The following is a 12845-nucleotide window of genomic DNA, read 5'->3' on the forward strand; positions in this document are numbered from 1 at the left end:
CGCCGGGGCTACCGGCGCGCCGGGCTGATCGGCTGCCTGTTGCTGCTGCTGGCCATGCTGGCGGGCTGCGGCGCGCGCGTGGACCTGCTGGCCGCCGTGCCCGAGGGCGAGGCCAATGAAGTGCTGTCGGTGTTGCTGGACGCCGGCATCGCCGCGCAAAAGAGCGCCGGCAAGGCCGGCGTCGCCATCAGCGTCCAGGCGGATCAGGTGGCCCAGGCGCTGGCGGTGCTGCGCGCCAAGGGCCTGCCGCGCGAGCGCTTCGACGGCATGGGACAGATCTTCCGCAAGGAAGGGCTGGTCTCGTCGCCGCTGGAAGAGCGCGCGCGCTACATCTATGCCCTGTCGCAGGAGCTGGCCAACACGTTGTCGCAGATGGATGGCGTCATTACCGCCCGCGTGCATGTGGTGCTGCCAGAGCGCGGCGGCGTCGGCGAGGAGGCGACGCCGTCCACCGCCGCCGTGTTCATCAAGACCCAGCCGGGCTACGCGCTGGACGCCTTGCTGCCGCAGATACGCAGGCTGGTGATACACGCCATTCCCGGGCTGAGCGAGGACAAGGTGTCCGTGGCCTTGATCAATGCGCAGCCCGCCGCCCGCGCGCAGGCGCCGACGGCCTCGGGCGACGAGGGGCGCAACGCCTCGCCGCTCCTGGTCGGCGCGCTGGTGGGCGTGGGCGCCGCGCTGCTGCTGGCGCTGCTCGCGGCGGGCGGCTGGTTCGCATGGCGTCGCGCGCCGAGGGCGCTGCGTGACCGGCTGATCCCGGGCAAGCGCGTCGAACCGGCCAGGACCGAACCGAGTGGGCCCGTGGCATGAGCGTCGATCCCAGGCTGGTCGGCCGGATGCTGAGGTTCTTCCAGCTTCCCAGCGAGACCCTGCATCCGTCGCAACAACCCGACTTCGCCGGCGGGGCCAACCTGGTCGTGCTGCAGTCGCACCCCAAGGCCCGCGCGGCGCTGCACCGGCATTGGTCGCGGCAGATCCTCAAGGGCCTGGGGCCGGCGGCGGCGCTGTCCGGCGATGTCAACCGGCGGGAGCTGGCCGTCGCGCTGCTGCCCACGGCAAGCCTGGACGGGCTGGCGCTGCGCACCGGCGCCCTGCTCTGCGGCCCGAGGCTGCGTCGCAGCATCGTGGGCGCGGAAGTACGGGCGCTGCGTGAGGCATTCGGCGCGGAGGTCATGGCTTTCGTGCGTGAAGCCGAGGCGCTGCATCCCGGATTGCCGGACTCGCGCGACTGGAGCCTGGACGAGGTGCTGCGCGCCGCCTGCGAGCTGGGCCGGCGCACCGTGCTGGCCTCCCTCAAGGGCGCGGGACCCGCGATCCTGCGGCGCGTGGAACTGAAGATGCCCCGGGTGTCCGAAGGCGAAGCGCCGCTGTCGCCCGAGGCCGCGCTGGAACTGGAACTGCGCATCATCGAGAAAATGGACCCAGAATGGCTTTCATCATTCCCGCAGACCCGTTGACGCCGCGTCGGCTGGCCGGTTCCGTCGCGCCCGGCGCGCGCATCCTGCGCGCGTCCGAGTACGCGGCGCTGGGCGACGCGCAGGCGCTGGTCGCGGCGGCGGCGCGGCAGGCGGACGGCATCGTGGCCGACGCGCGCGCCGCCTACGAGGCCGAGCGCGAGCGCGGCTACGCCGACGGCCGCGAACAGGCCCAGCTCAAGGCCGCCCAGCACATGCTGGAGGCGGCCGGGCGGACGGTGGAGTATTTCGCCGGCGTGGAGTCGGCGGTCATCGACATCGTGATGCAGGCGGTGCGCAAGCTGATCGCGGGCTTTGACGACCGCGAGCGCGTCGGCGCCGTGGTGCACGGGGCGCTGTCGGTGGTGCGCAACCAGAAGCAGGTCACGCTGCGCATGCATCCCGACGACGTGCCCATCGCCGAGGAACGCATGAACGACTGGCTGGCGGGCTTTCCCCGCATGGGCTATGTGGACGTGGTGGCCGATCCGCGCCTGGCGCCGGGGGCCTGCATCGTCGAAAGCGAGATCGGCCTGGTCGAGGCCAGCCTGGAGCGCCAGCTGGCGGCGCTGCGGCAGGCCTTCGAGCGCGTGCTGGGGAGCCGAATATGAAGCCGGATCTGGCGCCGGGAACCGGCGGACGGCGCGCGCGCGAGTTCAGCTACATCACGGAAATGATGAGCATGGCGCTGCAGGACACGCCGGTCCTGCATGTGCGCGGCCGGGTGACGCAGGTGATCGGCACGATCATCAAGGCGGTGGTGCCGGCCGTCAAGGTGGGCGAGGTCTGCCTGCTGCGCAATCCGGGCGAGGACTTCGAGATGAAGGGCGAGGTGGTGGGCTTCGTGAAGGATGCCGCCCTGCTGACGCCGGTGGGCGACATGCATGGCATCTCTTCGTCGACCGAGGTCATTCCCACCGGCCGTTCCCACATGGTGCCGGTGGGCGCGGGCCTGCTGGGGCGCGTGCTCGATGGGCTGGGCCGGCCGCTGGACGCCGACAGGCTGGGACCGCTGGAGGCCAGCAAGTTCTATCCCGTGTTCGCGGACGCGCCGGATCCGCTGACCCGCCGCATCATCCACGAGCCGCTGGAGCTGGGCGTGCGCGCGCTGGACGGGCTGCTGACCTGCGGCGAAGGGCAGCGCATGGGCATCTTCGCGGCGGCCGGCGGCGGCAAGTCCACCCTGATGGGCATGCTGGTCAAGGGCGCGGCGGTGGACGTCACCGTGGTCGCCCTGATCGGCGAGCGCGGCCGCGAGGTGCGCGAATTCCTGGAGCACGAGTTGGGCGAGGATGGGAGGCGGCGCAGCGTGATCGTCTGCGCCACCAGCGACAAGTCCTCGATGGAGCGCGCCAAGGCGGCCTACGTGGCCACCGCCATCGCGGAGTACTTCCGCGACCAGGGCAAGAAGGTGCTGTTCCTGATGGATTCGGTGACGCGCTTCGCGCGCGCGCAGCGCGAGATCGGCCTGGCGGCCGGCGAGCCGCCGACCCGCCGGGGCTATCCGCCGTCGGTGTTCGCGACCCTGCCCAGGCTGATGGAGCGGGTGGGCATGAACGACAAGGGCTCCATCACCGCGCTGTACACCGTGCTGGTCGAGGGCGACGACATGACCGAGCCGGTGGCGGACGAGACCCGCTCCATCCTGGACGGGCACATCGTGCTGTCGCGCAAGCTGGCGGCCAGCAACCACTATCCGGCCATCGATGTGCTGGCGTCGGCCAGCCGGGTGATGAATGCCGTGGTGCGTCCCGAGCACAAGGCGGCCGCCGGCCGGATCCGCGAGCTGATGGCCAAGTACCAGGAGGTGGAGCTGCTGGTGAAGATCGGCGAGTACAAGCCCGGCGGCGACGCCGCGACCGACGAGGCGCTGCGCAAGATCGAGGCCATACGCGGTTTCCTGCGTCAGCGCACGGAAGAGCGCTCGACCCTGGCGGAAGCGGTCGGCGGCATGACGGACATCGCGGAGCAATGAGGCATGGCCCGCCATGAAGAAGCTGTTCGACGAGCTGCTCAGGATCAAGCGCTTCCGGGAGGAGCAGGCGGAGCTGGGGGTGGGCCGCGCGCGCCGGCACATGGCGCGGGCCGTCCAGGTCCGAAGCGAGGCCGAGGAGGCGCTGGAACAGTACCGGGGCGAGGCGCGCAGGCGGGAGGACGGCATGTACGAGGACCTGTGCAGCCGGGTGGTGCGCGTGCGCGAGATCGACGACGTGCTGCAGCAGGTGGCGGGGCTGAAGGAAGGCGAGCGACGCCGGGATGCGGCGCGGGAAGATGCGCTCAGGAAGGAAGTCGAGGCGCGGGACGCGCTGGACGGGGCGCGGCTGGCGCACCAGCACGCGCTGCGCCAGTGCGACAAGTTCGTGGACCTGGCCGGCGTGTACCAGGCCGAGGCGCTCAAGGAGCAGGAAAACAAGGAGGACGCGGAAGTCGAGGAAGCGGCATCGACCGCATGGCGGCCGCGCGAATGGGACGAGGAAATCGAGGAGACGGCCGATGAGCACGGATAGACGGATAGGCCTGGAGATCGGCCTGTCGCAGGGCGGCGCGGAATGGGACACGCGCCAGGGCGGCGACGCCGAGCGCCGCCGCGACGCGGACGAGGCCGACAGCCAGGCCTTCGCGCGCGCCTTGAAGGGCGCGGACGACGAGTCCCTGGACGCGGCGCGGATGTCGGCGCCGTTGACGCCCTTCGGGCTGTTCGGACCAGCGCCGCCGCAGGCGCCCGCCGCCCCGGATGCCGCGTCCGGGCTGGAGGAATCGCTGCGCCTGGCGGCCGGTCGCTTGTTGGTGTCCGACCAGGGCGGCGGCGGGCGGCGCGAGGTCAGGGTCGAACTGGACGAGGGCTTCATGGAAGGGGTGAGCGTATCGGTGTTCGAGGACGGCGGCGCGCTGGCGGTGCTGTTCCGCTGCGCGAGCGAGCGCGCGCAGCAGCGCGTGTCCGCGCTGGCGCAGGGCCTGGCCGATGGCTTGGCCGCCACCCTGCGGCGGCTGGTCCGGATCAATCTGCAGGACCGCGACGGCGCCGACGTCCATCCCGGCCAGTGGCTGGCGGATGGTTCGGCTCCCTGAGCGCCCATGGATGCCATCGCCATGAACCGGCCTGTCGAGATACCGCTGTCCCTGCTGCGCCTGGATCGCCAGACGGCGCGCGCCTACACGCAGATCGCGCGCCTGGGCGCAAGCTTCCCGGTGATCCTGCCCGCCGCGGGCCCCGGCGGCGCGCTGCCGGAAACCCGCTGGGAGGTGGGCTTCCGACAGGAGATGGAGGAAACGCTGCGCGCCTCGGCCCGGGTGGTCGTGACGCTGGAATGGGCCGGCGCGCGCCTGCGCTGCTGCCTGCCGCCGGCGGGCATGCGCGCCTGGCTGTCCGCGCGCATGCCGGACCTGGACCTGGACGAGCTGCCCGAGCCGCTGTACGCGGCCGCCGTCGAGGCGCTGGTGGACGAGGTGCTGGACGCTGCCGGCGCGCTGGGCAATGGGCCCGCGCGGCTGGTGGACCTGGCGCTGGACGGCGACGCGGCGGCCGGCCTGGAGCATGAATGGACGCTGCGCCTGCGCAATGCCGAGTCGGGCATGACGGGCTTTGTCATCCTGTCCTGCGACGGACTGGGGCTGATGCTGCTGGCCGGCGCGCTGGGTCAGCGCCTGTCGGCGCCGCAGACGCTGGATCCGGCGGCGGTGCCGGTGCGCATGCGCGCCGAGGTCGGCGCCTGCACGCTGTCCCTGGCGGAGCTGCGTGGCCTGGCCGAAGGCGATGTCGTGTTCCTCGACGAGCATCGGGTGGACGGCCAGGGCCTGCTCTGGATGCGGCTCGACACCCGGTGGGGCCTGGGCCTGCGCGCGCAGGACGGAAAACTGGTGGTGGCGCAAGCCTGGGAGAAGATCATGAGCGATGAATCGGTGGCTGTCAGCGATGAGGACGGCGTATTTCCGGCGGGCGCGCGGCGCTTCGGCGCGCTGGCGCCGCGCGATGCGCAGGAGGATGCCGGCGCGGACGGGGACGGAGAGGGCCAGGAGGCTCGCGTGGACTTCGGCCTGGTGCCGGTGCGGCTGGGCTTCGATCTGGGCGAACGCCTGATCACCCTGGACCGGCTGCGCACGCTGGCCCCGGGCGAAGTGTTCGAGCTGGACCGGCCGGTGGCCGACGGCTGCGTGCGCATCCGCGCCAATGGCATGGACGTGGGTCTGGGCGAGCTGGTCGAGGTGGACGGCAACATCGGCGTGCGGCTGAAGGCCCTGAGGCTGGGCGACTCATGAGCGGCTACGATCCCATCACCCTGGCGCTGGCGCTGTCCATGGTGGCGCTAGTGCCGCTGGCCGTGGTGATGACGACCTCGTTCCTGAAGATCAGCGTGGTGCTGGTGCTGGTGCGCAATGCGATGGGCATCCAGCAGGCGCCGCCGAACATGGCGCTTTACGGGCTGGCGGTGATCCTGTCGGCCTATGTCATGGCGCCGGTGGGCTACCAGATCTCGGCGGAACTGCGCACCGCCGCGCCGGCGGCCGAGTCGGGCGCGGCGGGGACGCCGGGCGTCCAGGCCGGCAGCTCGCTGGAGAATTTCCTGGGCGTCGCCGAGCGCGCCGCCGAGCCCATGCGCGGCTTCATGCTGAAGAACAGCCGCGCGGAGCAGCGCGATTTCTTCGTGCGCACCGCGCGCCAGCTCTGGGGGCCGGAACAGGCGGCCGCGTTGCGCGAAACGGACCTGATCGTGCTGGTGCCGGCGTTCCTGCTGTCCGAGCTGACGGTGGCGTTCCAGGTGGGCTTCCTGCTGTATCTGCCCTTCGTCATCATCGACCTGATCGTGTCCAACATTCTCATGGCCATGGGGATGATGATGGTGTCGCCCGTGACCATCTCCATGCCGCTGAAACTGTTCCTGTTCGTCATGGTGGACGGCTGGAGCCGCCTGATCCAGGGTCTGGTGCTGTCCTATGCCTAGGGCGCGCCGATACAAGAAGGAAGCAGGCATGAGCACGAGCGATCTCGTTTCCTACATGACGCAGTCCCTGTACCTGGTGCTGTGGCTGTCGCTGCCGCCGATCGCCGCCGCGGCGATCATCGGCACCCTGTTCTCGCTGTTCCAGGCCCTGACCCAGATCCAGGAGCAGACGCTGTCCTTCGCCATCAAGATGATCGTGGTGTTCGGCGTGATCCTGCTCACGGCGCGCTGGGTGGGGACGGAACTGTACAACTTCACCGTCAGCACATTCGGCGCGTTCGTGCATATCCGCTGACGCGCGGGAAGGGAACCACATGGCCGCCGGCGTCACCTACGAGGAAGCAAAAATACTGTTGGGAACGCTGGCCATGACGCAACCGCGCATCCTGGGCTTGTGCATGATGCTGCCGCTGTTCAACCGCAGCCTGCTGCCCGGCCTGCTGCGCTATGGCGTGGCGGCCGCGCTGGGGCTGGTGCTGGTGCCCGCGCTGGCGGCGGACTACGCCAGCTGGAGCGGCGGGATCGGCGATACGCTGCTGATCGTGGCCAAGGAAGCGTTCGTGGGCATGACGATGGGCTTCATCGTGGCGCTGCCGTTCTGGATCTTCGAGGCGGCGGGCTTCGTCATCGACAACCAGCGCGGGGCTAGCCTGGGCTCGACCCTGAATCCGGGCACGGGCAATGAATCCTCGCCGATGGGCATTCTGTTCAACCAGGCCTTCATGGTCTTCTTCATGATCAGCGGCGGGTGGTTCCTGCTGGTGACGCTGATCGTGAACAGCTTCCAGGTCTGGAGCATCTGGACCTGGTGGCCTGCGCTGCGCCCATCCTCGGCGCCGCTGATGCTCGACCTGCTCGACACCCTGATGCGGATGACCCTGCTGTACGCCGCCCCGGCGGTGGTCGCGATGTTCCTGGCCGAAGTCGGGCTGGCGCTGGTGAGCCGTTTCGCGCCGCAGCTGCAGGTCTTCTTCCTGGCCATGCCGATCAAGAGCGCGCTGGCGCTGCTGGTGCTGATCCTCTACATGAAGGTGCTGTTCGGCTATGCCTGGGAGAGCGTGGCGGGCGTGAACGACATCCTGCCGTTCCTGCGGCGGGAATGGACGCCGCCATGAGCGGCGAGAAAACCGAACCGCCCAGCCAGAAGCGGCTGCGCGACTCGCGCAAGAAGGGCGATGTCGCGTACAGCAAGGACTTCACCCAGACCGTGCTGGTGCTGGCGCTGTTCGGCTACACGCTGGGCAACGCCGGCGCGATCTTCGAGGCGCTGGGCAGGATCATCCTGACGCCGGCGAATTTCACCGGCATCCCCTTCGGGGCCGCCATCAATACCGTGCTCGATATCCTGCTGCAGGAGCTGATCGCCATCAGCCTGCCGTACCTGGGCATCGTGATCGGCATGGGCATCTTCGCTGATGCCATGCAGGTGGGATTGGTGCTGGCGTTCCAGAAGCTGCTGCCGTCCGCCAAGAAGATCAACATCATGGCGAACCTCAAGAACATCTTTTCCAAGAAGAACCTGGTGGAGTTCCTGAAATCCACCGCCAAGATCGTGTTCCTGTCGGTCCTGGTCACGCAGGTGATCAAGGACGCCATGCCCGAGCTGATGAAGATTCCGCACAGCGGCCTGGCCGGCATGGGGGCCGCGATGGGCAGCATGATGCGCACGCTGGTGGTGAACATCGCCGTGGCGTACTTCGTCATTTCGGTGGCGGACCTGGGCTGGCAACGCATGCAATACCGCAAGGGGCTGATGATGTCCAAGGAAGAAGTGAAGCAGGAATACAAGGAAATGGAGGGCGATCCGCACATCAAGCACGCCCGCAAGCACCTGCACCAGGAAATGGCCATGAACGACACGGTGCAGAACACCCGCAAGGCCTCGGTGGTGGTGACCAATCCGACGCACCTGGCCATCGCGCTCTTCTACGAGGAAGACAAGGTGCCGCTGCCCGTGGTGCTGGCCAAGGGCGAGGGCGCGCTCGCCGCCGCCATGGTGAAGGCCGCGCGCGAGGAAGGCATCCCCGTGATGCAGAACATTCCGCTGGCGCGCGCGCTGATGGCGCAGGGCAGCGTCGACCAATACATACCCGCCGAGCTTGTCGTGCCCACGGCGGAATTGCTGCGCCTGTTGCGCCAGCTGAACGACCAGGGAACCCATGACCATGGATAGACCGCCGATACACCCGCTCGTCGCGCATTGCATGAGCGCCTATGCCATTCCGGAAAGCGCGCTGGCCCATGACGGCGGCGTCGCCATCACGGTGGACGCGGTCTACAGCCTGCGGCTGGTGCCGCTGGCGCAGGGATGGCTGGGCGTGAAGAGCCGCCTGTGTCCCTTGCCCCCGCCGGGCGACGACAGGGATGACCTGATGCTGCGTTGCGGCGGGTTCGCGTTCGGCATGCTGCGCAACTCCCCCGGCTCGATGACGATCGACGCCACGGGGGAAAGCCTGCTCCTGCAGATGATCCTGCGGCCCGACTGCCGGGCCGAGGGTTTTTCGGATCTGCTGGGGGATTTCGTCAACGCCTTGTCGGCGTGGCGCACCGTCGCCCGCTCGGGAGGATCATTGTGAAACGATTGATCGCGGCCGGGGCCTGCGCGCTGGTCCCCGCGGCGTCCGCATGGTGCGCGCCCTCCTGGCCCAACGCGGCCTACAGCTACTACGCCAAGGGCGAAAGCGTGCAGGACGTGCTGCGCGATTTCGCCGGCGGCTTCAGCCTGGCCCTGCAGATGACGCCGGGCCTGCAAGGCACCGTCAGCGGCAAGTTCAACGCCTCCAATCCCACCGACTTCATGGACAAGCTGGGCGGTGTCTATGGCTTCAACTGGTTCGTGTACGCCGGCACGCTGTTCGTCAGCCGCGCCAGCGACATGGCCACGCGCACCGTCAGCGCCATGGGCGGTTCCATCGGCAATCTGCGCCAGGCGCTGACGCAGCTGGGCGTGCTGGATGCACGCTTCGGCTGGGGCGAGCTGCCCGATCAGGGCGTCGCGCTGGTCTCCGGGCCGCCTGGCTACGTGGAGCTGGTCGAGCGCACCGTGGCGGCCCTGCCGGTCGGGGCCAGCGGGCAGCAGGTCGCGGTGTTCCGCCTCAAGCACGCATCGGTGAACGACCGCGTGATCAGCTACCGCAACCAGCAGGTCGCCACGCCCGGGCTGGCGACCGTGCTGCGCAACCTGATCCAGGGCGGCGGCGCCGGCGGCAATTCCGCGCTGGCGGAGATCGCGGCGCCGCTGCGGGACAATCCGCCGCGCGTGCTGGAGCCCGAAGGCGCGAAGAGCGAGGCCGCGCCGGCCCCCAGGAGCGCCGCCGAGGCGCCACGCGGCGCCAGGACGCGCGAGCCGTCGATCCAGGCCGATACACGGCTGAACGCGATCGTGGTGCAGGACATTCCCGACCGGATTCCGGTCTACCGGCAGTTGATCGAACAGTTGGATGTGCCCAGCACCCTGGTGGAGATCGAGGCGATGATCGTGGACGTGAATTCCGAGGCAATCAGCGAGCTGGGCGTCAACTGGGGCGCCAATGTCGGCCGGTCCAGCATCGGCTATGGCGATCTGGCGCTCAAGCCGTCCGGCGGCCTGCCGGTGGACAGCGCGGCCAAGCTCAGCCCCGGCACGCTGGGGCTGAGCCTGGGAACGTCGCTGGCGGCGAGGGTGCGGGCCTTGCAGAGCAGGGGCGCCGCGAACATCCTGTCGCAGCCGTCCATCCTCACGGCCGACAACCTGGGGGCGATGATCGACCTGTCCGAGACCTTCTACATCTCGCTGCGCGGCGAGCGGGTCGCGACGGTCACGCCGGTGACTGTGGGCACATCGCTGCGCGTGACGCCGCGCTATATCGCGGCCGCCCAGGGCGGGCAGGTTGAGTTGACCGTGGACATCGAGGACGGCAGCGTCCAGAGCGAGGTGGAGATCGATGGCCTGCCGACCGTGCGCAAGAGCAATATCAGCACGCTGGCCGTCGTGGGGGATCAGCAGACCCTGCTGATAGGCGGGTACAACAGCAGCCAGAATACCGAGAAGGTCGACAAGGTGCCGCTGCTTGGCGACATTCCGTTCCTGGGGGCGTTGTTCTCCAGCAAATCCAAGACCGTGCAGCGGCGCGAGCGGCTGTTCCTGATCCGGCCCAGGCTGGTGTCCATCAACGGCGTCACGGTGGCGGCGCCCGCGAATATCGTGACGGTGGCGAACCCTTCGTTCGGCGACGCCGTGGCCGCGCCATGGGATGAAAAACCGGCGGCGTCGGCCGCCCAGTTCCTTGAGCGGATACAGGGCGGCAGTGGCTTGCGAGCCGTCGATGGCAGGCGCGCCGTGATCCGGGATCCGCAGTCCGGCGGCGTGGCGCCGTCATGGCCCGCCGCGCCCGCCAGCGGTGCCGCGCCACTGGCCATCCCGGTGCCCCAGGCGCAGGATCCACAGTTGCTGAACCCGTTGCGGGACGGCGGCGCCATCCCCGCCGCGCGGCCATCCAGGCCGCCCGCCGGCGCATCGCGGGACTCGTCCGGCCGGGATTGGAACGCGCCCTGGTATAGCGGCGCGTGATGATCGGGTTGCGGGGCCGGGGCCCCGCAACCGCTTCAGAAGGGCAGCACGGCCCCTTGCGCTTCCATGCGCTGCCGCAGCGCCGCGCGGGCCCGTGACAGGCGGCTGCGCACGGTGCCCAGCGGCACGTCCAGGATGTCGGCGATCTGCTCGTACGAGAGGTTTTCCATGCCCGCCAGATTGAGGATCTGGCGCATGTTCTCGGGCAGCGATTCCAGCGCCGAGCTCAGCACCATCATGATTTCGCGCTGCGCGGCGATCTGTTCCGGATTCGGCTGCAGGCAGGCGTGATGCGTGAGCGCGGTCTCACAGACGAAGTTGTAGCGCTGCTCGGGCGCGCGCGACAGGTAGTTGCGCACCAGGTTCAATGCGATGCCGTACAGCCAGGTCGAAAGCTTGGAGTCGCCGCGGAAGTCGCCATAGGCATTCGAGGCTTCGATGAACGCCTGTTGCGCGATGTCGGCCGCGTCGGCTTCGTTGCCGATGCGGCGGGTGACGAAGCGGCGCAGGCGGCTGCCATGCTCGCAGACCAGTTCGTTGAACAGGCGGTTCATCGACGCGGGCGGCAGCGTTGCCTGAGGGGCGCTCGCGGCGGCGTGGTCGGTCAGGGACGTCGTGACGGATTTCGTGAGAGTGTGCATGAGGGTCGGCCTTCTTGACTGCACCCGGCATGGCTCACGGAGCCGGGCTTACCGTTGACCGAACTCATTGCGCGGGCAAAAGGCTCCCCGGGCTTCGGCGGCTCGCGCCGAGGCCGGGCGTCGCGATGAAAGCGGTCGGGCGGCTGATGGCCGGCTCGCGGGCCTGCTGTTGAACAGGCCGTCGAGTTCCACCAGCACGATCAATCCAAAGCTTGTGGATGGAGACTCTACCGAGCGTCTTCTAAGCGACCAATACGACGTTCATCGTATTTTTTTGTCTATTCGCGGCCACGGACGGGGACCGCCGCGATGTGCACCATGAAGGGGCGCGGCTGCACCCTATTGAACGCCGAGCCGCACCGCGTAGGCGACCAATTCGGCGGTGTTGTGGACCTCCAGCTTGCGCATCAGGTTCTCGCGATGCTTGCGCACCGTGAGCGGGCTGATATACAGGCGTCGCGCCACTTCCGTGCCGGTCGCGCCGGCCGCGATCAGGGCCAGGATCTGCTGTTCGCGGCGGGTCAGCGATTCCGCCGGCGCGGCGGGCGAGGCAGGCGGCGCTTCGCCGGACGCGGCGGCGCGCGGCGCCGCGGGCATTGCACGCTTGAGCGCCAGCGCGTTGACCGCGTCCAGCAGCGTCTGCGTTTCGCCCTGCTTGAGCAGATAGGCTTCCACGCCGGCGGCGAGGACCGCGTCGCGCGTGTGCGAGTCCTGGTTGGCGGTCATGACGATGATGTGCAGGTCGGGGTGCGCGTCGCGCAGCGCGCGTATCCAGCGCGATCCGGTGATGCCCGGCATGCCCAGGTCCAGCACCAGCAGGTCGATCTCGTGGGCGTTCAGCTGCGTCAGCACGCTCTCCGCGCAGGTGGCCTCGGCGACCACCTGCACCAGGTGTTCCAGCGAACGCTGCGATAGCACGAGCTTGACGCCTTCGCGCACCAGATGATGGTCATCGGCCACCAGGATGCGCAGGCGGGAACAATGGGCGTGTTGATCGATCGGAACATTCATTTGTTACCTCCGTGATGCGACAGGCGATCGGCCATCGGCGATGTGGACAGATACAACGTTTGCCGGGGGCGCCCTGTGCGCATAGGCGGGCGCAACTCTTAGTACCAGGGGGCGAGAGCGTGGCGCTCTTCTGATTGCTTTGTGGAACTGCGGTGAAGCACGCTGTTGTGGCAAGGCGGGTTGCCGGCGTCGGGGTAGCGACCGTCGGCATGGCTGCCGCGCGTTGTGCGCGGCTGGTCGTGGTCAA

At 69.0% G+C, this 12845-nt stretch carries 15 protein-coding genes; 13 read left to right on the forward strand and 2 right to left on the reverse strand.

What is annotated here, in order from left to right:
* From sctJ to sctC, 13 genes are all read left to right on the forward strand, one after another.
* Positions 1–813: type III secretion system inner membrane ring lipoprotein SctJ (gene sctJ / locus AC6LJ5_RS21735; protein WP_498141585.1), on the forward strand; the 813-nt coding region annotated here is incomplete at its 5' end.
* Positions 810–1460 (forward strand): SctK family type III secretion system sorting platform protein, encoded by a 651-nt coding sequence (locus AC6LJ5_RS21740; protein WP_498141586.1) that lies wholly within the window; start codon positions 810–812, stop codon positions 1458–1460. The genes sctJ and AC6LJ5_RS21740, both read left to right, overlap by 4 nt.
* Complete coding sequence (locus tag AC6LJ5_RS21745) at positions 1430–2068, forward strand: HrpE/YscL family type III secretion apparatus protein (protein WP_498141587.1); 639 nt, start codon at positions 1430–1432, stop codon at positions 2066–2068. The genes AC6LJ5_RS21740 and AC6LJ5_RS21745 overlap by 31 nt, the downstream gene beginning before the upstream one ends.
* Complete coding sequence (gene sctN, locus AC6LJ5_RS21750) at positions 2065–3432, forward strand: type III secretion system ATPase SctN (protein ID WP_498141588.1); 1368 nt, start codon at positions 2065–2067, stop codon at positions 3430–3432. Before AC6LJ5_RS21745 ends, sctN begins: the two co-directional genes overlap by 4 nt.
* Before the next feature lie 13 nt (positions 3433–3445).
* Complete coding sequence (gene sctO, locus AC6LJ5_RS21755; protein ID WP_498141589.1) at positions 3446–3964, forward strand: type III secretion system stalk subunit SctO; 519 nt, start codon at positions 3446–3448, stop codon at positions 3962–3964.
* Positions 3951–4526 carry a hypothetical protein gene (locus AC6LJ5_RS21760; RefSeq protein ID WP_498141590.1) on the forward strand — a complete coding sequence of 192 codons (576 nt, stop codon included), beginning with the start codon at positions 3951–3953 and terminating at the stop codon, positions 4524–4526. The genes sctO and AC6LJ5_RS21760 overlap by 14 nt, the downstream gene beginning before the upstream one ends.
* Positions 4527–4532: 6 nt before the next feature.
* Positions 4533–5714, forward strand: coding sequence for a type III secretion system cytoplasmic ring protein SctQ (sctQ, locus tag AC6LJ5_RS21765; protein ID WP_498141591.1), 1182 nt, complete (start codon positions 4533–4535; stop codon positions 5712–5714).
* On the forward strand, positions 5711–6397 hold the full coding sequence (sctR, locus tag AC6LJ5_RS21770; RefSeq protein WP_498141592.1) for a type III secretion system export apparatus subunit SctR: 687 nt from the start codon (positions 5711–5713) through the stop codon (positions 6395–6397). The genes sctQ and sctR overlap by 4 nt, the downstream gene beginning before the upstream one ends.
* Positions 6398–6425: 28 nt before the next feature.
* Positions 6426–6692 carry a type III secretion system export apparatus subunit SctS gene (sctS, locus tag AC6LJ5_RS21775; RefSeq protein ID WP_498141593.1) on the forward strand — a complete coding sequence of 89 codons (267 nt, stop codon included), beginning with the start codon at positions 6426–6428 and terminating at the stop codon, positions 6690–6692.
* A gap of 19 nt (positions 6693–6711) precedes the next feature.
* Entirely contained in the window at positions 6712–7512 is an 801-nt protein-coding gene (sctT, locus tag AC6LJ5_RS21780) for a type III secretion system export apparatus subunit SctT (protein WP_498141594.1), read from the forward strand.
* The gene (sctU, locus tag AC6LJ5_RS21785; RefSeq protein WP_498141595.1) at positions 7509–8570 is read left to right on the forward strand and encodes a type III secretion system export apparatus subunit SctU; all 1062 of its coding nucleotides are present in this window, start codon (positions 7509–7511) and stop codon (positions 8568–8570) included. Before sctT ends, sctU begins: the two co-directional genes overlap by 4 nt.
* Positions 8571–8601: 31 nt before the next feature.
* Positions 8602–8973, forward strand: coding sequence for a type III secretion system chaperone family protein (locus AC6LJ5_RS21790; RefSeq protein WP_498141596.1), 372 nt, complete (start codon positions 8602–8604; stop codon positions 8971–8973).
* Positions 8970–10946, forward strand: a complete 1977-nt coding sequence (sctC, locus tag AC6LJ5_RS21795; protein WP_498141597.1) for a type III secretion system outer membrane ring subunit SctC — start codon at positions 8970–8972, stop codon at positions 10944–10946. Before AC6LJ5_RS21790 ends, sctC begins: the two co-directional genes overlap by 4 nt.
* 35 nt (positions 10947–10981) lie before the next feature.
* Here the strand turns inward: sctC and AC6LJ5_RS21800 are convergent, their stop codons facing one another.
* Both AC6LJ5_RS21800 and AC6LJ5_RS21805 read right to left on the reverse strand, forming a co-directional pair.
* The gene (locus AC6LJ5_RS21800) at positions 10982–11587 is read right to left on the reverse strand and encodes an RNA polymerase sigma factor (RefSeq protein ID WP_498141598.1); all 606 of its coding nucleotides are present in this window, start codon (positions 11585–11587) and stop codon (positions 10982–10984) included.
* Between the two features lie 339 nt (positions 11588–11926).
* Positions 11927–12598 (reverse strand): response regulator, encoded by a 672-nt coding sequence (locus AC6LJ5_RS21805; protein ID WP_498141599.1) that lies wholly within the window; start codon positions 12596–12598, stop codon positions 11927–11929.
* Positions 12599–12845: the final 247 nt, after the last annotated feature.

Source organism: Achromobacter sp. 1011791174 (assembly GCF_059760925.1).